The sequence below is a fragment of the Chryseobacterium jejuense genome, from assembly GCF_900100075.1.
GTDB lineage: Bacteria > Bacteroidota > Bacteroidia > Flavobacteriales > Weeksellaceae > Chryseobacterium > Chryseobacterium jejuense.
The window spans coordinates 213,143-238,192 of record NZ_FNEG01000005.1; the positions used below are offsets into that span (position 1 = coordinate 213,143).

The following is a 25,050-nucleotide window of genomic DNA, read 5'->3' on the forward strand; positions in this document are numbered from 1 at the left end:
AACCATCAGGCTGGATACAACTTTTCATCTGTACCCAGCCTGATATTAAGACAACGCATTGTCTTTATTTTAAAATTACAAACTTTTCAGCTTCTCTTCCAGGATCGCAATCTTGTCAAGAGCATCTTTTTGCTTCTTACGCTCTACCTCTACAACTTCAGGTTTAGCATTAGCAACAAATTTTTCGTTGGATAGCTTTTTATCTACTGAAATCAAGAATCCTTTCAGATACTTTAATTCTTCTTCAGTTTTAGCTTTTTCTTCTCCTAAATCTAAGTTTTCACTTAAAGGAATAGAAACTTCTGTAGCTCCAACAAGGAATGTAAAGCTTGGCTTATCTGTTTTCTGTCCGAAATGGATTTCAGAAACATTTGCCAGTTTTCTTACTACTGCTTCGTTAGCAAATTCAGTAGCATTGGTATATATTTCAGCAGCTTCTCTTGGTGAAATCCCTTTTGTCTGACGGTAATTTCTAACTCCAGAGATCAATTCTGCTGCAGTCTCAAAGTTTTTAATGATGGCCTCATCAAACGCACTAGCCTCTTTCTGCTGAGCAACCACTAAAGCTTCTTCAATATTTCTTTCTGAAATCGTCTGCCATAATTCTTCTGTTAAGAAAGGCATGAACGGATGAAGTAACTTCATTAGCTCTTCAAAGAAATATATTGTTTTGTTATACACTTCTTTAGAAATACCTTCTCCATAGTTAGGCTTTATCGCTTCAAGATACCAACCACAAAAATCGTCCCAAATTAATTTATAGATCAAATGCAGTGCATCAGAAATTCTGAATTTCTCAAACTGATCATTAATCTCAATAATGGTTTTATTTAATTTGTTTTCGAACCATTCGATAGCCTGATGATCTGTAGCAATAGCTGGCTTATCTTCATGATTCCACATGTTAATCAAACGGAATGCATTCCAGATCTTCGTCATGAAGTTTCTTCCCTGAAGCATTAAATCTTCATCAAAAAGAAGGTCATTTCCTGCGGCAGAACTCAATAGAATTCCTACACGAACACCATCAGCTCCATATTTATCCATTAACTCAAGTGGATCTGGAGAGTTCCCTAAAGATTTTGACATCTTTCTTCTCTGCTTATCTCTTACAATTCCTGTAAAATAAACATTTTTGAATGGAACTTCTTTTCTGTATTCCAATCCTGCCATAATCATTCTGGCTACCCAGAAGAAGATAATATCCGGGCCTGTAACCAGGTCAGAAGTTGGATAGTAATAGTTGATATCTTTATTTTCAGGATCAAGTAATCCATCAAATACAGACATTGGCCACAACCATGAAGAGAACCAGGTATCTAGTGCATCATCATCTTGTCTAAGATCTTCTATTGTTAATTCCTGATTTCCTGTTTTTTGTTTTGCTAATGTTAAAGCTTCTTCTTTGGTTTCAGCGACTACAAAATCTTCATCTCCTGCACCGTAATAATACGCCGGGATTTGTTGTCCCCACCAAAGTTGACGCGAAATATTCCAGTCACGGATATTTTCCATCCAGTATTTGTAAGTATTTTTAAACTTATCCGGATAGAATCTAACTTCATCATCCATTACTACATCCAATGCTGGCTTAGCAATTTCAGACATTTTAAGGAACCATTGTACTGAAATTTTAGGTTCAATAACAGCACCTGTTCTTTCGGATGTTCCTACTTTATTTACGTAATCTTCTGCTTTTAGTAAAAGATCTTTTTCTTCTAATTCTTTTGCGATCTGTTTTCTTACATCAAATCTGTTTTGACCTGCATAGTGAAGACCATGTTCATTTAGGTTTCCGTCATCGTCTAATGCATCAATCATTTTCAATTGATGTTTTTGACCGATCTCGTAGTCATTGGTATCGTGCGCAGGCGTAATTTTTAAAGCTCCTGTTCCAAACTCGATGTCAACATATTCATCCTCAATAATAGGAATTACTCTATTAACAATGGGTACGATTACATTTTTACCTTTTAAGTGAGCATATCTCTCATCATTAGGATTGATACATACAGCAGTATCCCCAAAAATAGTTTCAGGGCGTGTAGTTGCTACTGAAAGGAATTCTTCTGAACCTTCAATCTTGTATTTAAGGAAATACAGTTTTCCGTTCTGCTCTTTAAAGATTACTTCTTCATCTGAAATGTTGGTCTTTGCTTCCGGATCCCAGTTTACCATTCTGTATCCTCTGTAGATTAACCCTTTGTTATAAAGATCAACAAAGCTTTTGATAACCTGTTGTGAAAGTTTATCTTCTAATGTAAATCGGGTTCTGTCCCAATCACATGAACATCCTAACTTTTTAAGCTGCTCAAGGATTGTTCCTCCGTATTTATTCGTCCATTCCCAAGCGTGTTCAAGGAATTGCTCACGGGTAATATCAGACTTATTGATTCCTTCAGACTTCAGTTTAGCAACAACTTTAGCTTCGGTAGCAATGGAAGCGTGATCTGTTCCCGGAATCCAACAAGCGTTAAACCCGCGCATTCTTGCACGACGGACCAGAACATCTTGAATGGTATTGTTCAACATATGTCCCATGTGTAGTATCCCCGTCACATTTGGCGGCGGAATGACCACGGTATATGGTGGTTTGTCATTAGGCTCTGAGTGGAAATACTTGTTTTCCAACCAGTAATTGTACCATTTTTGTTCTGTTTCCTGTGGATTGTACTTTTCTGAAATCTGCATAAATTCTATTTCTTTGGCTTGCAATTTGCAAAAATAGTCTAAAGAAAAAAATTTTTAAGCATGAATTAAAATAATTTTTAACTTTGTTTCACAAAATTTATCTAACAAACATATTAACATTCAAGAATATGAAGAAATTAATCGCAGGAATTGCATTATTCGGAACATTTGCTCTTGCATCTGCACAAACAATTACGTTTGATAAAACTACTTTCGACTATGGTAACATTAAGCCTAGTTCTGATGGTACAAGATTCTTTACAGTAACAAACACTGGAGATAAGCCTTTGATCCTTTCAAATGTAAAACCATCTTGTGGATGTACAACACCAGAATTCAGCCAAGATCCGATCATGCCAGGAAAATCTGCTAAGATCAAAGTTGGATACAACACTGCTCTTACGGGAGGATTCAACAAAATGATTGAGGTTTTCTCTAATGACCCTGCAAACAGCAGAAGTGTAATCTACATCAAAGGAAACGTAGATGCTAATGCTCCTGAAGCAAAAGTATTGACTCCTGCAGAACAAAAAGAAGCTGCTAAAGCAGAGAAAAAAGCTGCAAAAATTGCTAAAAAAGCTGTTGCGAAGTAATTCTCTACTTAAAAATAAAAGAACCGTCTCTATTGAGGCGGTTTTTTTATTACATTTATGTGAGTAGATATTAAAATGATACGTTTATCAATCTTCACACCAATAATTTTAAGTTTTGGCTAAAGCCAATGGATATATTTTATTTTGATTTTAGGTGGGCTAAAGCCCACCTCTATTGATGTTGATATCCGTGTGGATCGTGTGGATATAGAAGTAGAAAAATAGTTGTTTAACGACAAGATCTTTTATCTTTTATCTTTTATCTTTTATCTTTTATCTTTTATCTTTTATCTTTTATCTTTAAATAAAAAAATATATGGACACCAATTTCTCAGACGACTTTAAGGTAGATGGAAAATTTTCAATTAAAAAAGCTTCTACTTCTTATAAAGGAAAACTTACCAAAGAAGAAGGAACTCAATTATTAATTCAGGAAAAAGAAAAACTTCGTGAGCTGCAGGAAAGGCTTTATGCTGATGGAAGTCAATCTCTTCTGGTTGTACTTCAGGCTATGGATGCTGCCGGAAAAGATAGTATGATAGAGCATGTTTTTGGAGGGGTAAATCCACAAGGTTGTAATGTCACCAGCTTTAAAACCCCAAGTTCAAAAGAATATTCTCATGATTTTCTATGGCGACACTATCTGGCTCTGCCACAAAAAGGAATGATTGGAATTTTCAACCGTTCACATTATGAAAGTGTTTTAGTGTGTAAAGTTCACCCTGAATATAATTTAAGTGAAAAAACATGGTCTTCTGTAAAGGATTTCGATAATAAATTCTGGGAAAACCGCTACGAAAGCATCAGAAACTTTGAGAAGCATCTTGCCCAGAATGGCACCACAATTATTAAAATATTTCTGAATGTTTCTAAGGATGAACAAAAGAAAAGATTATTAGACAGAATCAACGAACAGGAAAAAAACTGGAAGTTTTCTGCAGGTGATCTTCCGGAAAGGGCCCTATTCGATCAGTATATGGAGGCTTATGAAACAGCAATCAATGAAACTTCAAAAGAGCATGCCCCATGGTATGTACTTCCAGCAGATAATAAATGGTTTGCCAGAACGGCAGCTATTCAGATTATTATAGATACCCTGGAAAAAATGAATCTTAAGTATCCCCAGCTTTCGGAAAAAGATAAAGAAGAGCTGCAACAGGCTAAAAAACAGTTGTTAGCAGAGTAACAAAAATCAATTTATTGGTAAACCGATTTACCATGAATATATCTAAAGACTTTTGAATGCAAATCTTCAAAAGTCTTTTTCCATGTAAACTGTTTGATTGTTTTTACCTTATTTTCACTTTCAGGCAACAAGAATAGTTCAATTTCTTTTGGAATCCGCCAGAAGGGTTCAGGTGGATTTTGCCTGAAAATATTGATATAAAGCTTCAATGTTTCCAGATACCAATCCTGATGTTTGTTATAATCGTTAATTCCACCTACATTCGGAAAATGATGTAATTCTCTTTCAAGAATTTTCGGACAGAATTCTTTCCAATATTCGGTAGTATAGAGTAAATGCAGATGCCAAACTTTATCTACGGCTATGGAAGGAGATGCCCCATTTTTGGAAATACAGCATAAGTAGACAAACTTTTTATATTCTTCAATGGCCATCAGGCAGAATCTTCTCGTCCAGCCTTCAGTCTGAGCCAGTTTTCGGGTAAAAGGAATCACGACTTCAGCCTGATCAATCTGGTAATCTGAAATCCTTTTCCATAAAGGGCTTTGGAGATAATCTAGCTGGGTATTATTCAATAGAATGGGGATAAATTCAGGTTTCATGATATTAAAAATCTTAATTGATTACTAATTTCCACACGAATATTTAATCAGCCACCACATCCACAGGATGGAGGAGTGTAATAGGTATAAATCTCTTTTTTATAATGATGTTTGAGTAGGTTTTCAAAATCCGCTCTCGTCATTTGCTTGTAAACATCTGTATCTGATAAATTCAACTGAAAGTCTTTTTCAGGATGTGGATCTACGGTCACTGAAAGCATTGAATCTATAACCTGGATCTCAGAGATTTCTTCCCAGATCAATTGTCTTTCTGTCCTATGATTAAAAATTCCTTTTGAGCTGATAGTTAATTTTTTTACAGGTTCTTCAACTGGTTTCATCCGTTCAGCAATGCAGCTAATTAAGATTTTTACTGAAGCATACAGAAAAACTGAAACCCCCAAAAGGACAAGAATGGAGATTAAAATATAAAAGAAGTTTTGATTGGTAAACAAAAGAAAAACCACTGCACAAAAGGCTGCCAGTAAGGCAACTGAGGATATTGTAAAAATTGTAATTGTAGAATATCCTGCCCTTTCTGGTTGGGATTTATATAAAGTAATTTCTGATTCCATTGCAATTCATTTTATCTGTATATACCCTTAAAATCAACAACCGCATCCACAGGATGGTGGCGTATTGTAAATATAGACTTCTTTTTTATAATGATATTTCAATAGTTTTTCAAAACGATCCTGTGTCATTTGTTTCTGGAGATCTGTTGTGGACAGGTTCAGTTTAAAATCTTTATTAGGATTAACATCCACTGTTACGGAAAGCACCGAATCTATAATCTGTATTTCAGAAATGTCTACCCATTCAATTTCTTTATTTTCAGGGTAATAATTCATTCCTTCTCTGGAAATGTTCAAAACAGGGTAAATAACAGGACGTTCTCTTTGTTTCCTTACCAGATAAAGGAAATGCTTTACCACTTTATAGTTTAAAAACATACATCCAATCCACAGAATCTTGTTAAGAATTTTTATAATGATCTCGTTTGTTATCCCATAGAAAAGATAGCCCAAACATTGATCAATTCCCCAAAATAAGCCATATATGAACACCACATACAGTAGGATAACAATAAAACCTGGTTTTGCTTCTGGAATAGACTGTAAAATGCATTCTATTTTCATCTCAATTTCTTTATACCAAATTTGAGATAACAAAAGAATACGAAAGTCGTTGATAAGTCTTGTTTAGTTTTCTAAAAGTCTTATATTAGAATTACAAATACATAATATATTGTTTTACAAATCAATACAAAACTGATTTAAAGAATAAAAATCTAAAGAAAGATGTTTTGTAAAAATCACGAGAAAATCTATAAGCCGGATTTTGTACTTCCGAAGAAGCGCCTGTTATTTATCTACGTGGTACATTGCTGCAACACTTGAGCTGATTACCCCTCGGTTTTCAGGACGAGCCGCCCCTATTTCCATTACTGAAAAGAACCGATATACTTACCATTGCACCGCAAAGAGTTTACCTGGTTTCACTACAGCCGAACTGTACTTGCTTTCTGTTGCACTTGTCCTACCCTCGCGGGTGACGGATGTTATCCGCTTTGCTGCTCTATGGTGTCCGGACTTTCCTACCTCCCGTAAACGGGAAATCAACAAGCCGATTTTCTCGCGGATGCAAAGATACATAAATTTCACGGGAAAAGGAGGATTTGATGCGTTTACAAATTCGCTTAATTACCTTTATTTTCTCAACGTTCTGTACTCAATTACTATTCGCTACAATTATTTTTCCCCAATTACCACATTATTATTATCTTCGTGCCATTATACATCTATGGATTCCAGAGAAAAAGAATTTGCGCAGCTCATTAAAGATAATCAGGGCCTGATTATTAAAGTATCGCGCTTATATACCAATTCACTGGAAGATGAAGAGGATCTTTTTCAGGAGATTGTATTGCAACTCTGGAGAAGTTATGACTCTTTCAAAGGAAATTCCAAGATTTCAACGTGGATGTATCGTGTAGCGCTTAATACAGCCATTACCCTCTTTAGAAAAAAAAGCAAAAGCCTTCCTACGAATGAACTGGACATTAACCACAAAGATTTTGTGGAAGATGATGATGAAAAACAGCAGCAGATTTCGCTTTTGTATACGGTAATCAAGACTCTTCCTAATATAGAAAGAGCCATTGTCATGATGTATCTTGACGATCTGCCTTACAAGGACATTGCAGAAAACCTCGGAATTACTGAAGTTAATGCACGCGTGAAAATGAACAGATTAAAGAAAACCCTTAAAGAACAGATGGAAAAATATGCCTGAATTTGATCTAGATAGCTTTAAAAAGACATGGCAGGAACAACCTGTAGCCCCTAAATACGATAACAGCGAGATTCGTCAGATGCTGAATAGAAAATCACGTAATTATGTAAAGTATATTTTCTGGATCAGTGTTTTTGAGTTCCTGTTTTTTTCCGTTTTGGGCTTATTCTATTTCTTCCAGGATGATGAGTCCGACGGGTTCCGTAAAATATTAGAAAAACTGGGCACTCATGAAGCCCCCGAAGTCGAAAACAATTTCAGTCACTTCTATTTAGCAATTAAAATCCTGAGCGTATTAATTACAGCTTATTTTGTTCTGAAGTTTTATCAGAATTACCGTAAAATAAAAATCGAGGAAAATCTTAAAGGGCTTATTACAAGAATTATCGGTTTCAAAAAAACAGTCAATGCTTTCATTCTGATTAGTATTGTATTACTGCTTACCTTTACTGTTGTATTGCTTGCTTTTATATTTTACGCTTTAAACTCTCAAAATATACAACCTTCAGGCTCTGACCTTACTGTTATTATTGTTGCCATTAGCATTAGCACATTGTTGGCCATATCTATGATCTGGGTATATTACAGGCTGGTATATGGTACTATTATCAAAAAACTTGACAAAAATCTGGAACAGCTTAAAGAAATAGATTCTCAGGAAAATTAGCATTCATAGGCTATAGTTCAAGATATTATTGTTAATTTTATTACACCAAATCTTTTTACTATGCCTTTATCATATGTTTATGGAGCATCTGAAGTTCCATTATTAGGACAGACTATTGGAGCAAACCTTAAAAGTACTGTCGAAAAATTTCCTAATCAAGAAGCACTTATCAGTGTTCATCAAGGTTACAGAGCTACTTATCAAGAATTTTACAATCAAACAACCGCTGTTGCCAAAGCACTTATTTTTTTAGGAGCAAAAAGTGGTGATAGAATAGGAATATGGGCTTCCAACCGCTATGAATGGGTGCTTCTGCAATATGCCACTGCCAGAATCGGAACTATTTTAGTGAATATCAATCCCGCTTACAGAACCCACGAGCTTACCTATGTACTGAACCAGTCTGAAATTCGTTTTATCTTTTCTTCCTTACATTTTAAAACCAGTAACTACAAAGAAATGGTTGAATATGCCAAGGAAGTATGTCCCACTTTAGAGCACGAAATTTTCTTCGATGATAACTGGGAAGACTTTGTAAACAATGGCCAGGAAATTTCTGACGAAGTTCTCCATAGTTTTGAAGAACATGTACAGTTTGATGATGCTGTCAATATTCAATATACCTCAGGAACCACGGGGTTTCCCAAAGGAGTTACGCTTTCCCATCACAATATTTTAAATAATGGATACTTTATTGGCGTCCGGTTAAAGTATACGGAAAAAGACCGTGTATGTATTCCTGTTCCTTTTTATCACTGCTTTGGAATGGTGATTGGAAATATGTGCTGTACAGCCCACGGTGCCTGTATGGTAATTCCCAATGACAGCTTTGATCCTGATATTACTTTAAAGGCTGTTTCCGATGAAAAATGCACCTCTCTTTACGGTGTTCCCACCATGTTCATTGCTGAACTTGCTGTAAAAGATTTTGACGCTTATGATTTTTCAAGTTTAAGAACCGGTGTAATGGCTGGCTCTGTTTGTCCACCGGAAATCATGAAGAAAGTAGAAAGCCTCATGAACATTAAAGAAATGAGTATCTGCTATGGAATGACAGAAACCTCTCCGGTATCTACACAAACGTTAATAGGAACTCCATTAGAAAAACAGGTTAGCACAGTAGGAACCGTTCAGGATCATCTTGAAATAAAGATCATTGATGAAAGTGGAAAAATTCTGAAACGTGGAGAACATGGAGAACTTTGTACCAGAGGCTACTCTGTGATGCTGAAATACTGGAATGATCCCGAAAATACAAAAAAAGTACTGGATGATGCCCGCTGGATGCATACCGGCGATATGGCTGTAATGGATAAAGATGGATATATTACCATTTCCGGGAGAATTAAAGACCTTATCATCCGGGGCGGGGAAAATATCTCACCTAAAGAAATTGAAGACTTTTTATACACTTACACCAATATTCTTGATGTACAGATCATTGGAGTGCCAAGTGAAAAATTCGGAGAAGAAGTTATGGCCTGGGTGAAAGTAAGAAAAGGTTTTACTATTACAGAACAGGAACTATTAGATTATTGTAAGGGAAAAATTGCCCATTATAAAGTTCCGAAATACTGGAAGTTTGTGGACGAGTTCCCAATGACCATTTCCGGAAAAATAAGAAAGGTTGAAATGCGCGAAATCTCTATGAAAGAATTAGGATTGGAAAGTCATAAAGTTTAAAAACCTTTACCATTAAAAATTAATAAGACTTTAAGAATACTAAGATAGCTTTGCTTTAATGATAGGCCTTGAACTGAAATATTCAGTCACAAAAGTTTTTAAAAACTCCCAATTTCTATAGATGGTATAATGAATACTACAATCGAAAGACCACATATTCCCCTCCACTGGAGGGGTGGCGAAAATTCAAAGAATTTTTGACGGGGTGGTTCTAGCAACAATGTATAAAAACAAAAAAGCATTTCAAAATTGAAATGCTTTTTATTATATTTTAAAGTTCTTTTCTTAATCTGGCAACAGGAATATTGAGCTGTTCACGATATTTTGCAATCGTTCTTCTGGCAATATTATATCCTTGCTCTTTTAAGATAACTACTAGAGCATCATCTGTCAGAGGTTTTCTCTTATTCTCTTTACTGATAACTTCCTGAAGATGAGTTTTGATCTCTTTAGTAGAAACTTCTTCCCCGTCATCATTGGTTAAACTGTCTGAGAACAGGTCCTTAAGATAAACAATACCGTTTGGTGTATCTGCATATTTACTTTTTACCACTCTGGAAATGGTAGAAATATCAAACCCGGTAATATCTGCCACATCTTTCAGGATCATTGGCTTCAGAGACTTTTCATCACCTGTAATAAAATAACCTTTCTGAAACTTAACAATAGCTGTAATGGTCTGCAGTAAAGTATTCTGACGCTGGTTAATAGCATCAATATACCATTTAGCAGCATCTAGCTTCTGTTTGATAAACAAAGCTGCCTGCTTGTGTTCAGAAGAGTTTTTATCGTGTGAGTAGGTAGTAAGAATGTCTTTGTATTCTTCAGAAACTCTTAAGGTAGGTGCATTTTTGCTGTTAAGCATAGGAATAACCATCCCATCCTTCACCTGAATTACAAAATCCGGGATAATTTCCTGATTGATGGTAATAGTTTGAGTATCAAAATTCCCCCCAACTTTTGGTGACAGTTTGGAAATTTCATCTAAAGCATCCTTCAGGTCTTCTTCCTCAATATCATATTTCTGGATGATCTTGTTGTAATGCTTATTGGTTAAAGCATCAAACTGATATCTCAGGATATTAGCAGCTAAAGAAACCGCTTTATCAGAGCTTACTTTCTTTTCGATTTGTAATAATAAACATTCCTGAAGACCTCTGGCTCCCACTCCAGGTGGATCTAGCTTCTGAACATAGTTTTCAAGGATATCATCTACTTTTTCTTTAGTAGTATAAATTCCCTGTGAGAAAGCAAGATCATCCACAATAGATTTGATCTCTCTTCTCAGATATCCATCTGTATCAAGGTTACCGATTAAGTATTCTGCAATCTTCAGATCTTCTTCACTGATGTTGATCAGGTGAATCTGTTCCGTAAGATAGTCATATAACGACTGTCCTTCAGTTAAAAGACTTTCATTGTCAAATTCTTCATCATCCGGAGAGTAGTTACTGGATGCAGTTTTATAGCTAGGTTCGTCGTCGTAAAGATATTCGTTAACGTCGAAGTCTGTTTCAATGCTTTCTGTACCCTCATCCTGATAAGCCTCTTCCAGGGAAGAAAAGTCATCTTCCTTAGAATCCTCCTTTACAATTTCCAAAGCAGGGTTTTCTTCTAACTCTCTCTCCAACTCCTCTTCAAATTCAAGAGTATGAAGCTGAATAAGCTTCATCAACTGGATCTGCTGAGGGGCCAGCTTCTGTCCTAATTTGAGTTGTAAGTGTTGTTTAAGCATATTAATATTGGCGTTTTAACATAACATATTCTACGAATTTAATAAATTTATTTGATAAAAAATACATTTAGCATGATTTTTGCTTTATACTCTCTACATAATAAACTATTGAAAAATAAAAAAAGCCTTATCTTAATGATGAAGGCTTTTTTTTATGATTCTAGAATTCAGCGCTTTTCGGCGTCCTTGGGAAAGGAATTACGTCTCTGATGTTCGTCATTCCCGTTACAAAAAGAACTAATCTTTCTAACCCTAAACCGAAACCTGCATGCGGTACAGAACCGAATTTTCGGGTATCTAAATACCACCAAAGTTCATGTTCATCTACATGCATTTCTGCCATTTTCTGTTTTAAAACGTCTAATCTTGCTTCTCTTTCAGATCCACCGATGATTTCACCAATACCTGGGAAAAGAACATCCATTGCAGCAACCGTTTTGTTGTCTTCGTTCAGCTTCATATAGAAAGCTTTGATTTCTTTCGGATAATCGAACAATACAACCGGGCACTCAAAGTGTTTTTCAACCAAATATCTCTCGTGCTCAGACTGAAGATCTGCACCCCATTTTTCAACAGGATAAGCAAATTTTCCTTTCTTATTTTCTTTTGAGTTCAATAAGATCTCAATAGCTTCAGTATAGCTTACACGTTTGAAACGCTTAGCGATTACATTCTGAAGTTTTTCGATAAGACCTTCTTTTGCTCTCTCTTTTTCCGGTTTTGACTTTTGTTCTTCTTCAAAACGCTTGTCTAAGAACTCAAGATCGTCTTTACAGTTATCCAATACATACTGAATGACATATTTTAAGAAGTCTTCAGCTAAGTCGATGTTATCTTCAAGGTTGTTGAAAGCAACTTCCGGCTCAATCATCCAGAATTCTGCAAGGTGTCTTGTAGTGTTTGAATTCTCTGCACGGAAAGTAGGTCCGAATGTATAAATTCTTCCTAATCCCATCGCAGCAGTTTCACCTTCAAGCTGTCCTGAAACCGTAAGGTTGGTTTTCTTACCAAAGAAATCTTGAGCGAAGTCAATCTCTCCTTCTTCAGTTCTTGGCATATTATTCAGATCGAAGTTGGTAACTCCGAACATTTCTCCTGCTCCTTCAGCATCAGCACCAGTAATAACCGGAGTGTTGATATAGAAGAACTGGTTTTGGTTGAAGAATGAGTGAATTGCAAAACTTACTGCGTGACGTACTCTGAAAACAGCTCCAAACAAGTTGGTTCTGAATCTTAAGTGTGCCTGCTCACGAAGTTTCTCCAAGCTGTGTTTTTTAGGCTGAAGAATGGTGCTTTGAAGCTCCTCTGTAAAGTTATCTCCTAAAATTATGATCTTTTTAGCAACAATTTCTACAGATTGTCCTGCTCCCTGGCTTTCCACTACTTCACCTACAACTTTAAGAGAAGAAGCTGTGCTAATATTCTTGATAAGTTCTTCATCAAAATTTTCGAAATCAACAACTACCTGCAAATTATTAATCGTAGAACCATCATTAAGTGCAATAAAGCGATTAGCACGGAATGATCTTACCCATCCGTAAACTGTAATGTCATGATGTAATACTTTCTTGTAATCCTTTAGGATTTCTTTGATCGTTTGCTTTTTCATTTGTTGATAATAAATTTTTGTATAAAAATTAATGGTTGCAAAGTTACAAAAAAACGGCGCAAGTTGATGATTGCGCCGTCTTTAAAAATCATTTATCAATTATTTAATGCTTTAATTAAAGAAAATGGTCTTTTTTCGCTGCTTTCCGTTCCTGATTTTCAGGGCATGATAACAGCTTGGAACATCGTATTGCCATTGGGGAAGAAATACAATAATAAGGATAACATCTATATGGGAAACCAATCCCAGCATCACGGCCAGATTAAAAGTCCAACCTGCTTCCTGAAAACCGATCAGATAAGTAAAAGCCAATAAAAGGCTCAAGCTCCACATTTTGGCTAAAAAAGCATGGGTACACGTTTCTTTTCCGAATTTCCAGATGCTTACAATATAGCATAACGCTTCCATGATGAAGATCATCAGAATGCTTTTCCATTCATTGATAATCAAATCTGGATTCAGGAAATAAGTAGCAAATCCTAAAGATAACCAGAAGACAAGATCTGTCTGACTATCCATTCGTCTTAATTTTTCTGAAGAAACACCCGTTTTACGGGCAATAATTCCGTCAAAAATATCGGTAAACAATCCAAAATACATGAGAATCAGAATATATTTTCTGGCTGCTTCTCCTACATAATATCCCAGATACAGAATAACAAAAGCTGTAATAAAACGGGATAGAATTAATAAATAAGGTATATTTTTCATGATTATTATGTTTAATGAATTCTTTTGTATTTTTCAGCATAGTTGATGGTATAACCAGCCCAGAAAAAGAACAAAAAAGCACCACTGTTATCATAATAATCCTGAATTAGAAGATTATGATCTTTTGTTAATCCTATTCTTGACTGAAAAATCCGACAACCTCCAAACAGATAAGGAATTTCATCACAATGCGAAGTGAAATTCTTCAGTAAAAACAATCCATTCTTCAGTCGGGCTTTATAGGTAAAAGTATATTTAAGGGTATCCTCTTTTAAAAGCATAAACTGTATTTCGTACATTTTACTTTTAGCCAATGGCATTGATTTTATAATAAGTTTATCAACATTCTTTACAGCCTCACTTTTCACATCCAGCATTTCTCCAACATTCCTTGTTTTATCAGATTTTACGTTACCATTTCTGATATGTTCATATCCTTTATATCCATATTGTCCGTTGATCATCTGAACATTTTCATCCTTCAACTCCAAGAGATCATCCTGAATCATTTTCCTACTGAAGCTCACACATGAGTTCAGGCTCAATATTATTGCTGTAAAGACAACAGTCAAAACAAAATTTTTCATGGCTACTCGTTTATTTTTTGTTTCTTAAAATTCCAATTGATGAGGGGCAATCTCCGTTTTCCATTTTCATTCCACGCTCCAATCTGAATTCCCCGAAAATCTTTGCAGCTGTTATAAAGTCCGATCTGAAGACCTCTGCATTTCTGTCCAACATTAGCAAACGGAGCTACAGAAACACCTTTTATTTCATGATGCAGGTTATACAGCGGAGAAACAGCCACACCATTCGTTATGGCATAGGTATTTATATTACTCGAAACATTTATCTCCAACCCATTGGTAACAGTAGGTTCCATATTGATTAATGATAACTGAACTCCATTAATCTTAGTCATTTTATTTTCCGGAACAACTTCATAATCATCATTCAGACTTCCTTTACTTATAGCATCCGGCAAATTAAAAAACAATAAAACAGGAAAAAAAACGCCCAAAAAATTCCCCCCTACCCCCAATCCGTTTACTTTTTTGGGAATAAAATCCTCCTCTTCTTCAAAATATTTAAATAAAACTCCATTAACATTTCTTACATTTTTTGAAGGCGAAAATCCAACAACTCTTGGTTTCAAAGAATCAACTTTTATAGTATCTGAAGCATGGAACAGACTACTGAATAAAAGCATTGGGATTAAAAAAAAATGTGCTTTCATAACTCATGATTTTAAAATTATAATTCAAAATTATCAGCAGAAAGCCCAGTATTGAATGTGAAAAAAAATTAAAAAAAACATCCCGTTTGTGAAAATCGCAAAAAATAATGACAAGGATACTTTCAAGAAAGGTTTTTGCCTCGAAAAAAATATTACATTTGTGAAAATCACAAAGCCATGCATCAGGAAACTTTACTAAAAGAAATCCGGAGAAAAATAGGTGACAAATCATTAAATGATGAAATTGCCAATATTCTCAATATCAGTTATGATGCTGCCCATCGAAGAACTTCATTGAAGGCCAAGTTTAGTTTTGAAGAAGCCCTTGAACTCGCCAAATATTACCAGATATCATTAGATCAGTTTCTGGGAACAGAAAATCAATTGGTAGTCCAAAGAACACAGCCTGTAAAAACCACTGATGACCTTTTAAATTACTTTGAGAACTCTCTTAAAATCCTGAATGTTTTTCAAGATGTTACGAACTCCAAAGTCTATTATTCAGCTAAAGATATTCCGTTTTTTTATACAATTTCAGATTCTATTCTGTCCCGTTTTAAGTTTTATGTATGGATGAATTTACTGAATCAGGATAAATTTCTAAGCCCTTTCCAGGATTTCAATATGCAATATCACTCTGTAAAAAATGAGATGCTCAGAAATTTATATGATAAACAAAATGTTACAGAAATCTGGAATGACACTACGATTTTGAGTGCTTTAAGACAGATTTCTTTTTATTCTGAAATGGGTTTGCTTAATAATAATGATATTGAATTAATCTTGGAAGACCTGAAAAATCTATTGATGGAACTGGAAAATAAAACCCTGGAAAAATCTAATTTTCAGATTTACATTAATGACCTGGTGATTTTAAACAACAGTATTTTATTTAAAAATGAGCAACAATGCTCCTTTTTTATCCCGTTCAGCATGTTTGGATATATGATGACAAATGATAAAATAACCTGTGAGGATTCTTTAAGCTATTTCGAGCATCAGATCAAGAATTCAAGATCTTTGAATGAATCCGGAAACCGGGAGAGAAAAATGTTCTTTAATAAAATGTATGAACAAATTGAACGATTAAAACAGAATTTATCATGAAAACTTTACATAACGGCGAATATTTTGGTGACACCAACGATATTGTTAATCTTGATGGATTAATAATCACAGATACTGAATATACTCATCCTTATGTTGACTGGCATTATCATGAAAATGCTTATTTTACTTTTCTGCTTCAGGGAAATATGATTGAGGGAAACAAAAAAGAAACTTACGAATGTTCTGCAGGCACATTACTCTACCATCATTGGGAAGATCCACACTATAATAGTAAACCTGATATATTTACACGAGGCTTTCATATTGAAATTTCACAAAATTGGTTTGACCGGTTTGATGTTCAAAAAAATGATGCAGAAGGTAGTTTTAATATACAGGATCCCACTTTAAAATTATTGGTTTATAAAATATTTAAGGAAAACCAAACTAGAGATCATACTTTTGAATTGGCTATCCATCAACTTTTGCTAAATCTGTTCAGTCAGTTCGGTATCCGGAAAGATAAAACTGAAAAGAAACCGGTATGGGTGAGCCAACTTAATGAAATTTTACACGAAAGCTTTACAGAAAAATTAAGCCTCATTGAACTTTCCACAGTATTAAACATTCATCCGATCCATTTAAGCAGAGATTTTCAAAAATATTTCCATTGTAACTTAGGAGAATATCTCAGAAAATTAAAGTTGAATAAATCACTGGAGCTCCTCACTAAACAAACTTCTTTAACGGATATAGCGATAGAGTGTGGGTTTGCAGACCAAAGCCATTTCATTCGCTGTTTCAAAGAAAACATTGGAGTAACTCCTTTGAAATTCAGAAATCTTCTAAAAAAATAGCAATGTTAATTTCATTCTATTTTAAAAGATAAAGCCTATTTATTTTTGCTAAAATATTTAAAAATGAAGCCTCTAATACTACTGATCTTTATTTTCACATTTTATCTTTATCCGGCGCAAAGCCAAAATATTGTTACTCCTGAAAAAATTGAAAACCCGATTCAGAAAAAATATTCTGGAAAAATTATATTTCTAGACTCAGCTATCAACCTTGATGATCTAAAAGAAAATAATATCCTCTCCTCTGTAACTTTACAGGAAGATAAAAATCTTAGTATTCACGCCTTTTTTAATAATTCTCTGGTGAATTATCTGCACCAGCTTAAACCATCGTTTACAGCTGATGAATTACTTAAAAACGGAAATTATCAGTTCTCATTTTATGTTGATGGAAAACTGATTTACAAAGAGAATCTGAATACAGGAGCAGGTACTTTGGAAAGTAAAAAACTAAAAACTGCTTTCAAAATTCCTTTGATCAGCATCAACAATGAGGATTCATGGGGAAGATATTTATGGATGCGATTTTACTTAATCCATGACGGAATTGATGCTTTAACAAACGGAAATCATATTCTAAAAATTGAAATCCGCCCTTACCTGAAAACAACAACAATACAGGCAGGACCTATTATTGCAGAAGGTGAAATAAATATTAATGTTCCACAAAAGAATATTTCAGAACAACAAATAACTGTTCAGCCTATTCAGCCTAACAGTGGATGGGATATTTCAAAGGAAAAATTGAACAGCGAAATCATTAGAAATTTAAATAAAAAAATAGCAGAAGAAAGGTTCAAAAACATAACGGGTATTGTGGTCATAAAAAATGGAAAGCTTTTATTAGAAGAATATTTTAATCATTCTGGAAGAGATTCTTTACAGGATACAAGATCCGTAGGTAAATCTTTTTCTTCAGCTTTAATGGGAATTGCTATAAAAGAAAACCATATAAAAAATGAGGAGCAAAATTTAAAAACATTTTATCCCATAGAACAATTTAAAAACTATTCTCCTAAAAAAGATAGTGTTACCATCAAAAGCTTATTAACAATGAGTTCCGGTTTTGATGGAAATGATGAGGATAGTGAATCTCCCGGCAATGAAGAAAATATGTATCCTACTGAAAATTGGGTAAAATTTGCATTAGATGTGCCTATGACAGATAATACAATTGGAAAAAAATGGAATTACTTTACTGCCGGTGTTGTCATAACCGGAGATATTTTAGATAAAAACGTTCCAAAAGGTTTGGAAAATTATGCGGATAAAAAATTGTTTCAACCTCTGGGAATCACCAATTATCAATGGCAATTTACTCCTCAGCATAAGCCTTCACTAGCTGGAGGATTAAAAATGAGAGCTTTAGATTTTGCAAAATTTGGTCAACTTTATAAAAACAATGGGGTATGGAATGGAAAAACAGTGTTGGATAAAACCTGGATTCAAAAATCATTCACTAATTATTTTACAGACCATTCAGATTTTGAGGGGTATGGATATTTATTCTGGAGAAAAGTATATAAAGTAGGAGATCAAAATTTTGAAGCTTATCAATCCAGCGGAAATGGTGGAAACAAAATTATTATATTCACTCATATTCCTGTAGTAATAGTAATTACTGCAACAGCTTACAATAAACCTTATGGTCATTCACAAGCAGACAAGATAGTAGAGCAATATCTTTTGCCTGCTATTAAATAAGGAAGGAAGATAAAAAAATCTTTAGAAAAGTCTATAAATTGATTAAAGACTGATCAGTGTAGCTTATCTCAAAAATACCCGGATTTTATGATCATTCACGATTTGGATACATCATTACACGATTTGGATACTTTTTCATTTCCTTAACAACCCATCTTTGTACCATTATTTAAACAAAAAATTATTTAAAAATGGAAACAAAAAAAGTATGGTTCGTAACAGGAGCTTCGAAAGGCTTAGGATACGAATTAGTGAAAAAATTATTGTCTGAAGGGTTCAGAGTAGCCGCAACAAGCCGTACCATTGAATCTCTGATTTCTTCTTTTGGAGAAACTTCTGACAATTTCCTGCCACTCAGTGTCAACATTAAAGACAACAATGATATAAAATCTGTTATCTCAAAAACAGTGGAGCATTTCGGCCAGATTGATGTAGTTGTCAACAATGCAGGTTATGGACAGATCGGAACACTGGAAGAACTTACGGATGAAGAAGCCAGAGAAAATTATGCAGTGAATGTTTTCGGGACATTAAATGTAATCAGAAATGCCCTTCCCTATCTTCGTGAGCAAAGATCAGGAAATATCTTCAACATCTCTTCTGTTGGCGGATATTCAGCAAATTTTCCGGGATGGGGAATTTACTGTTCAACAAAATTTGCAGTTGCCGGATTTACAGAAGCTCTGGCTGAAGAAGTAAAAGACTTTGGAATTCATGCCACCGTTGTTTATCCAGGCTATTTCCGTACAGACTTTTTAACGAAAGATTCCGTAAAAACTCCGGCTAATCCTATTCAGGCTTATGAAGCAGCCAGGCTTTCTGAACAGGCTCATCTTCATGACATCAATGGTAATCAGCCTAATGATCCGGAGAAAGCAGCAGACGTGCTGATTCAGATCAGTAAAGAAAAAAATCCGCCGGTACATTTATTATTGGGAGTTGGAACAATCGAGTTTTTGAATCAGAAAATTGATATTTTAACGAAAGATTCCAAAAAATGGGAAAGCCTAACCATTTCAACCGCAATATGATTTTATAGTGATCACTTACTAACCTTCGGCTCTACTCAGTCATCCTACAAATATCTTTAGAGATCAGTCTGAGCAGAGCCGAAGCTTTTTTCAAAACAAAATAGGATACAATTTTATCCAAAAACAATTAACTTAGCTCATATGAAACAGTTCCTTAGTTTTAATTCTATTTCAGATTTTCATATTTTCTGCAATCTACCGAAGCCAGAGCATCCGCTGATAAGCCTGATAGATTACAGCAAAGTAAATTATACTGTGGATGATGATGAATTGAAATGGATTCAGAATTTTTATTCGATTGGCCTGAAAAAAGATGTGAACCCGAGATTCAATTATGGACAGGAACAATATGATTTTGATTCAGGAGTGCTATGTTTCGTTTCTCCACAACAGATTTTGAGTCTGGAAATAAAACAGAATATTGAAGTTCAACCTACCGGCTTTTTATTACTTATTCATCCCGATTTCTTATGGAACACTTCCTTAACAAAGAAAATAAAATCTTATGATTTCTTCAGCTATCGGGTAAAAGAGGCTCTTTTTCTTTCAGACAGGGAGGAAACCATTATTGTTGACATTTTTAAAAATATTGAACGTGAATATCAGTCGAATATTGATAAATTCACTCAGGAACTTATTATTGCACAGATTGAGCTATTGTTGATTTACTCGGAACGTTTTTATGAACGACAATTTTTAACAAGGAAAAAATCAAGTCATGAATTGCTCCATAAGTTTGAAGAAATTCTTTCACAATATTGCGAAATCGGACATCTTTTGGAAAATGGAAGCCCTTCTGTAAAGACCATTGCTGAACAAATGAATATTTCACCCAATTATCTGGGAACATTACTACGTATTCATACACAACAAAACACGCAACAGCATATTCAGAATAAATTAATTGACCTGGCTAAAGAGCGTTTGAGTACAACAAGTTTATCTGTAAGTGAAATTGCTTATGAGCTTGGCTTTGAACATCCACAGTCTTTCAGTAAACTCTTTAAACAGAAGACAAAACAGTCACCTGGAGAATTTAGAAAATTGTTTAATTAACTAATAAATAGTTTATTCTTTGGGATAATAACAGAAAAATAAGACGGAAATTATTCGTCTTTTTTAGATGGAACCAGAAAAACGTCAATAAGACCTTCAGGAAGTTGCATTTTGATTGTTCTTTCATCTTTGTCAACTTCAAGAATCCAGTCTTTAATCATAGGAATAACTACTTCTTTTCCATCTAAATTGGTGATGAAATACACTTGTGCCGTCTGATCGTTTACAGATCTGATCACTCCACAGTTGTTATCATTTTCATCAAAAATTTCAAATCCAATGATTTCGTGGTAATAGAATTGTTTACCTGTAAGTTTTGGAAGAGAAGCCAGCGGAAGGTAAACACTTTTACCTAAAGCCTGGTCTACCATTGCTTCAGAAGAGTTTTTGAAGGCAAGGTTCAGAGCATCTAATTTGCTCCATGATGATTTTTCAATAAAAAATGGAACCAATAATCCGTTGATTTCAACGAATATTGATTCCAATTTATTGTAAAGCTCGGGTTGGTCGGTATCCAATTTAAGAATAACGTTACCCGCAAGTCCGTGTCTGCGTGTGATTTTCCCCAACAAATAGCAATCTTCTTTACGCATAACCGGAAATGTTCTTAAGCTTCAGTGTTTTCTTCAGTTTCAGCAGCAGCTTCTCCTTCTGTAGCAACTTCTTCAGCAGGTGCGTTAGCAGCTTCTTCAGCAGCTTTAGCATCAGCATCAGCTTGTGCAGCAGCAGCAACTCTAGCTTCGTTTACTTTTACTTCAGCGTCTAAAGCAGCTTTCTTAGCATCAGCTTTAGCAGTAGCTAAACCTTCAACTTTACCTTGTACTTTAGATTCTTTAGCATCTACCCAAGCGCTAAATCTTTTTTCAGCTTCAGCTTCATCAAAAGCACCTTTAGCAACTCCACCTTGTAAGTGTTTTTTGTAAAGAGCACCTTTGTAAGATAAAATAGCTCTAGCAGTATCAGTAGGCTGAGCACCGTTGTTTAACCACTGTACAGCAGAATCAACGTTCAACTCGATAGTTGCTGGGTTAGTAATTGGGTTGTAAGTTCCTAGTTTCTCGATGAATCTACCATCTCTTCTAGCTCTAGAATCTGCAACCACGATGTGGAAAAAAGGTTTTCCTTTTTTACCGTGTCTTTGTAATCTGATTTTTACTGACATAATGTTTGAATTTTACGGGAACTCGTCCCAGTTAAATATTTAAGAGTGCAAAGATAGGATAAATTTTCCAAATAGATGATTGAAAAATGAAATAATTTATTTTTTGTTATATGATCTGAATAAAAGTTAAAATGGTAGAAATAATAACGGAAATAAAAACAGCTAGAAACACAATAAGATTATCTCTTGTTTTTCTTGTAAAACCATAAATCACAAAATAATTTATGATGTAAACAGGTCCCAGTAAAAAAAATGAAAATGAGTGTGTAAACGCAATTACTGTTTTTAGAAAAAGGAATCCAGCCATAGTTCCTACAACAATTCCCAAAAGACTTTTATAAATTACGTCTTTATCTATTTTATCGTTTTCTTTTACCTTGACAAATTTTTCAAATTCTTCAACAATAAAAATCTTCAGGTCATCACTCTCTATAACTTCAGAAGAAATATTTTTAAGAATAAGGTCTATTTTATCTCCTTTCTGAACGCTATTGTGAACGTCAAATGAGATCCTTCCTTTTTCTTTAATTAAAATTTTTCTGTATTCGGCTTTCTGTACAAATTCATCATAATTGAACTTCTTACAGATTACTTCATACATTTCATCATTAATTTTGCCTGTATGATCAACCATATAAAGATAAGCCACAAGCAAATCTTCTTCATTATAATTACTGTAAAAATTCTTCATATTATTATACAGCTCCCATATAGAAAAGCCCAAGACATTTCTGGTTCTCCTCTATCGTCAAAGACTCTTTCAAATCATCAACAATTCTAGGAGAACTCCAGTAGCAGCCAATATTATTTGCTGTACAGCTTAGATACATATTTTGTACAGCCATTGAAGTTGCGGCAATTTCTTCCCACTCCGGAACCATACCACTGAAATTCACAATAATGGATACTACTACATTGGCTTTATTAATTTTAAAACCTATGTCATTATATTTCTTTTCAAGGAATAATTGTTCAGGCTGACTTGCTTTATAAATAGCCTGCATTTCTGAAGCCAGTTTCGCTTTTTCTTCTCCTTTAAATATCTTGAAACGCCAAGGCTTGGTACGTTTATGATTGGGAGCCAAAGTCGCTGAATGTAAAATTTCATCAATAACTTCCTGAGAAATTTCTGCATCAGTATAATCTTTCGGGAAAATACTTCTTCTTTGCTCTATGATTTCTTTTAAAACTTCTGCTTTATTCATACCTGCAAATTTACAACATGAATTTCAATCTGTTGTATTTAAAACATTAAGTATTTACAGCTAATTTATGATTTTTATATGCTTTATAATTACTTACAACAAAGGTTACAAGAATGATTAAAACAAATAATCCTACCAACCATTTCTCATCTCCTCCTCCTTTCATAGGGTTCAGCATATACAGAACAATAAAGCTTATAGCGTATATCACTCCTGCAATGATCCAGTTGTAACCGGGATCAGGATACTCCTTTACCGTGCTTGCTTTATTATAATTAAAAACCGGAAGAAATTTATGTTGATCCCATATTATCAATATCAGCACAGCAATCATCATTAAAGAAGTTATCATCCAGGTCCCTACAAAAGAAAGACTCATGGTGATGATCCATATATTAGTCAATATGGTCAGAAACAATAATGATCCAAGGGTTGCAAACCGCTGTGTCATCAATAAAATTCCAGCTGTAATTTGAGCAAGACCTAAGAAATTCCAATAAAATCCAGACTGATATAAAGCTTCAAAAAAGTATCCGATCGGATGATCTGTTGAAATACTTGTGAATCTCTCTCCCAATAGTTTCACTAATCCGGATGGAAAAAAAGCAAATCCCAAAAGATAGCGCAGGTGTATAATCATCCAATGATTGAATCTATTGGTTCTTAAGCGGTCAAATTTCATGGTTGTCTATTTTGACATCCAAAGTATTAAAATAAAAACAAAAACTTCAAATAAATTTGAAGCTGTATTGATTAAGTCCGTAGATGATTCACTTGCGAAGCAAAAATTTACTGTTCACATTACAGCACTTCCACTATTTTCTGATGAATTTTGTTCAATGTAAACTCATCTCCTGCTTTCATTCCCATCATTTTTTTGGCCATAGGACTTTCAGAAGAAATCGCATAGAAACGGTCTCCTTCAAAGAAAAATTCGCCTAATGACACTGAAATATAAAAACGGGCTTTATTGGTAATCACCAAAGAGCCCAACTGAATCCTATCTGTAGAAGTATTCAGAACTTTCCCCATGTTTCGTTTGAGATCATTCAAAGCAGCAAGCTGTCTCTGCATCTGATAAATTTCCTCCTGCATTTCTTCCCGCATACTATCATATTTGGGGGTTTTCTTAATGTCACGGCTGGCCTCCAGAGTAAATTCGATGAAGTTTTTAAGTTTCTCAATTTTTTCTGTAAGGGTATTTTTTACAAAGTCTCTGATATTACTTTTTTCAAATACAGTCTTCTCCATACAATCGTTTCTTTATATAAAGATAATATTTTAGAATAATATTTACACTTTAAATACTTTACAAAAAACTTACCATCAACAAAATTTCTAATTAGTGATTGTGGTCATCAGTTATAAAAAAGCCTTGTAAAATTTTCTACAAGGCTTTTCATTTTATTTTTCTGATAATTTCTTCAGGTTATTCAGTCCCTGCCCGAACATTTTATCCATATTGCTGTCCATCATAGGCTTCATAATCTTCATCATAGTATTCAATTCATTATCAATCATCCAGGTCACTTTGGTACCGTTTCCATCTGGAGTTAATACCAGAGCACTTTTAGCATTTCCTTCAAAAGGTTTTATAAAATGAAGCTGAGTTCCCAGTTTTTCATTAGGTACTGTTTCTATAATAGATTGTTCTCCTTCACTATCATCTCCTTTCCAGTGGTAAGAATCCCCCATTTTATTTCCTTCTCCGGAATACGTAATCTTAATGTTTTTTATTTCTTTTGAAAAAGGATCCCACATATTGTATCCTTTCAGAGAACCTACATATTGCCATACCTTTTCTTTAGGGGCATTAATGACAACAGATTTTTCGTAGTGATAATCTTTACTGAAAGCCAACATAGCAATTACAGCATATACGATAACCAGCAAAATGATGATGCCGATAAATTTTAAGAGTGTTTTCATAGTCTATATATTTAAGGTTATTTATTTCAAAATGAGTCTCTCATCTG

26 protein-coding genes and 1 other RNA gene are annotated in these 25,050 nt (G+C 34.5%); 10 read left to right on the forward strand and 17 right to left on the reverse strand.

Features of this window, described 5'->3' with window-relative positions:
- Positions 1-75 precede the first annotated feature (75 nt).
- On the reverse strand, positions 76-2,691 hold the full coding sequence (locus tag BLS98_RS16115) for a valine--tRNA ligase (protein ID WP_089737544.1): 2,616 nt from the start codon (positions 2,689-2,691) through the stop codon (positions 76-78).
- Between the two features lie 128 nt (positions 2,692-2,819).
- Here BLS98_RS16115 and BLS98_RS16120 point away from each other — a divergent pair, with 128 nt between their 5' ends.
- Positions 2,820-3,284, forward strand: coding sequence for a DUF1573 domain-containing protein (locus BLS98_RS16120; RefSeq protein ID WP_089737545.1), 465 nt, complete (start codon positions 2,820-2,822; stop codon positions 3,282-3,284).
- A gap of 316 nt (positions 3,285-3,600) precedes the next feature.
- Positions 3,601-4,470, forward strand: a complete 870-nt coding sequence (locus BLS98_RS16125; protein WP_089737546.1) for a polyphosphate kinase 2 family protein — start codon at positions 3,601-3,603, stop codon at positions 4,468-4,470.
- An 11-nt stretch (positions 4,471-4,481) separates the two neighbouring features.
- Here BLS98_RS16125 and BLS98_RS16130 read toward each other — a convergent pair whose 3' ends face one another.
- The 4 genes from BLS98_RS16130 to rnpB all read right to left on the reverse strand — a co-directional run bounded on the left by BLS98_RS16130 (position 4,482) and on the right by rnpB (position 6,710).
- Entirely contained in the window at positions 4,482-5,072 is a 591-nt protein-coding gene (locus BLS98_RS16130) for a glycine-rich domain-containing protein (RefSeq protein ID WP_089737547.1), read from the reverse strand.
- Positions 5,073-5,119: 47 nt separating this feature from the next.
- Positions 5,120-5,647, reverse strand: a complete 528-nt coding sequence (locus BLS98_RS16135; protein WP_111994822.1) for a hypothetical protein — start codon at positions 5,645-5,647, stop codon at positions 5,120-5,122.
- A gap of 33 nt (positions 5,648-5,680) precedes the next feature.
- A complete protein-coding gene (locus BLS98_RS16140) occupies positions 5,681-6,211 on the reverse strand; it encodes a hypothetical protein (protein ID WP_089737549.1) in 531 nt (176 codons plus the stop codon).
- A gap of 175 nt (positions 6,212-6,386) precedes the next feature.
- Positions 6,387-6,710: RNase P RNA component class A (rnpB, locus tag BLS98_RS16145), an RNA gene on the reverse strand.
- A gap of 165 nt (positions 6,711-6,875) precedes the next feature.
- On the opposite strand from rnpB, the gene BLS98_RS16150 reads away from it, so the two are divergent.
- The 3 genes from BLS98_RS16150 to BLS98_RS16160 are packed head-to-tail and all read left to right on the forward strand — an operon-like array spanning position 6,876 to position 9,717.
- Positions 6,876-7,367, forward strand: a complete 492-nt coding sequence (locus BLS98_RS16150; RefSeq protein WP_045500386.1) for an RNA polymerase sigma factor — start codon at positions 6,876-6,878, stop codon at positions 7,365-7,367.
- Positions 7,360-8,034, forward strand: a complete 675-nt coding sequence (locus tag BLS98_RS16155; protein ID WP_089737550.1) for a beta-carotene 15,15'-monooxygenase — start codon at positions 7,360-7,362, stop codon at positions 8,032-8,034. The genes BLS98_RS16150 and BLS98_RS16155 overlap by 8 nt, the downstream gene beginning before the upstream one ends.
- 60 nt (positions 8,035-8,094) lie before the next feature.
- Positions 8,095-9,717 carry an AMP-binding protein gene (locus BLS98_RS16160; protein ID WP_089737551.1) on the forward strand — a complete coding sequence of 541 codons (1,623 nt, stop codon included), beginning with the start codon at positions 8,095-8,097 and terminating at the stop codon, positions 9,715-9,717.
- A 271-nt stretch (positions 9,718-9,988) separates the two neighbouring features.
- Here the strand turns inward: BLS98_RS16160 and rpoN are convergent, their stop codons facing one another.
- From rpoN to BLS98_RS16185, 5 genes are all read right to left on the reverse strand, one after another.
- Positions 9,989-11,452, reverse strand: a complete 1,464-nt coding sequence (gene rpoN / locus BLS98_RS16165; protein WP_089737552.1) for an RNA polymerase factor sigma-54 — start codon at positions 11,450-11,452, stop codon at positions 9,989-9,991.
- Between the two features lie 160 nt (positions 11,453-11,612).
- A complete protein-coding gene (gene asnS / locus BLS98_RS16170; protein WP_089737553.1) occupies positions 11,613-13,061 on the reverse strand; it encodes an asparagine--tRNA ligase in 1,449 nt (482 codons plus the stop codon).
- A 111-nt stretch (positions 13,062-13,172) separates the two neighbouring features.
- Positions 13,173-13,772, reverse strand: coding sequence for a CDP-alcohol phosphatidyltransferase family protein (locus BLS98_RS16175; protein ID WP_089737554.1), 600 nt, complete (start codon positions 13,770-13,772; stop codon positions 13,173-13,175).
- Between the two features lie 11 nt (positions 13,773-13,783).
- On the reverse strand, positions 13,784-14,359 hold the full coding sequence (locus BLS98_RS16180; protein ID WP_228425363.1) for a hypothetical protein: 576 nt from the start codon (positions 14,357-14,359) through the stop codon (positions 13,784-13,786).
- Positions 14,360-14,361: 2 nt separating this feature from the next.
- Entirely contained in the window at positions 14,362-15,009 is a 648-nt protein-coding gene (locus tag BLS98_RS16185) for an LA_2272 family surface repeat-containing protein (RefSeq protein WP_089737556.1), read from the reverse strand.
- 177 nt (positions 15,010-15,186) lie between these two features.
- On the opposite strand from BLS98_RS16185, the gene BLS98_RS16190 reads away from it, so the two are divergent.
- The 5 genes from BLS98_RS16190 (at position 15,187) to BLS98_RS16210 (ending at position 20,707) form a co-directional block, all read left to right on the forward strand.
- Positions 15,187-16,116: a helix-turn-helix domain-containing protein gene (locus tag BLS98_RS16190; RefSeq protein WP_089737557.1), complete on the forward strand. Its 930-nt coding sequence runs from the start codon at positions 15,187-15,189 to the stop codon at positions 16,114-16,116.
- Entirely contained in the window at positions 16,113-16,916 is an 804-nt protein-coding gene (locus tag BLS98_RS16195) for a helix-turn-helix transcriptional regulator (protein WP_089737558.1), read from the forward strand. The genes BLS98_RS16190 and BLS98_RS16195 overlap by 4 nt, the downstream gene beginning before the upstream one ends.
- Before the next feature lie 63 nt (positions 16,917-16,979).
- Positions 16,980-18,620, forward strand: coding sequence for a serine hydrolase domain-containing protein (locus tag BLS98_RS16200; RefSeq protein ID WP_089737559.1), 1,641 nt, complete (start codon positions 16,980-16,982; stop codon positions 18,618-18,620).
- A gap of 191 nt (positions 18,621-18,811) precedes the next feature.
- Positions 18,812-19,651 (forward strand): SDR family oxidoreductase, encoded by an 840-nt coding sequence (locus BLS98_RS16205; protein ID WP_089737560.1) that lies wholly within the window; start codon positions 18,812-18,814, stop codon positions 19,649-19,651.
- 141 nt (positions 19,652-19,792) lie between these two features.
- A complete protein-coding gene (locus BLS98_RS16210; RefSeq protein ID WP_089737561.1) occupies positions 19,793-20,707 on the forward strand; it encodes a helix-turn-helix domain-containing protein in 915 nt (304 codons plus the stop codon).
- Positions 20,708-20,757: 50 nt separating this feature from the next.
- On the opposite strand, the gene rimM is transcribed toward BLS98_RS16210, so the two are convergent.
- The 7 genes from rimM to BLS98_RS16245 all read right to left on the reverse strand — a co-directional run bounded on the left by rimM (position 20,758) and on the right by BLS98_RS16245 (position 25,003).
- Positions 20,758-21,300 carry a ribosome maturation factor RimM gene (gene rimM / locus BLS98_RS16215; RefSeq protein ID WP_089737562.1) on the reverse strand — a complete coding sequence of 181 codons (543 nt, stop codon included), beginning with the start codon at positions 21,298-21,300 and terminating at the stop codon, positions 20,758-20,760.
- Positions 21,301-21,314: 14 nt separating this feature from the next.
- Positions 21,315-21,869: a 30S ribosomal protein S16 gene (locus BLS98_RS16220; RefSeq protein ID WP_089737563.1), complete on the reverse strand. Its 555-nt coding sequence runs from the start codon at positions 21,867-21,869 to the stop codon at positions 21,315-21,317.
- Positions 21,870-21,975: 106 nt separating this feature from the next.
- Positions 21,976-22,560 (reverse strand): hypothetical protein, encoded by a 585-nt coding sequence (locus BLS98_RS16225; RefSeq protein ID WP_089737564.1) that lies wholly within the window; start codon positions 22,558-22,560, stop codon positions 21,976-21,978.
- Positions 22,561-22,564: 4 nt separating this feature from the next.
- Positions 22,565-23,074 (reverse strand): nitroreductase family protein, encoded by a 510-nt coding sequence (locus tag BLS98_RS16230; protein ID WP_089737565.1) that lies wholly within the window; start codon positions 23,072-23,074, stop codon positions 22,565-22,567.
- Between the two features lie 46 nt (positions 23,075-23,120).
- Positions 23,121-23,756 carry a DoxX family membrane protein gene (locus tag BLS98_RS16235; RefSeq protein ID WP_089737566.1) on the reverse strand — a complete coding sequence of 212 codons (636 nt, stop codon included), beginning with the start codon at positions 23,754-23,756 and terminating at the stop codon, positions 23,121-23,123.
- Between the two features lie 119 nt (positions 23,757-23,875).
- Entirely contained in the window at positions 23,876-24,325 is a 450-nt protein-coding gene (locus BLS98_RS16240; protein WP_089737567.1) for a hypothetical protein, read from the reverse strand.
- 153 nt (positions 24,326-24,478) lie between these two features.
- Entirely contained in the window at positions 24,479-25,003 is a 525-nt protein-coding gene (locus BLS98_RS16245) for an SRPBCC family protein (RefSeq protein ID WP_089737568.1), read from the reverse strand.
- Between the last annotated feature and the right edge of the window lie 47 nt (positions 25,004-25,050).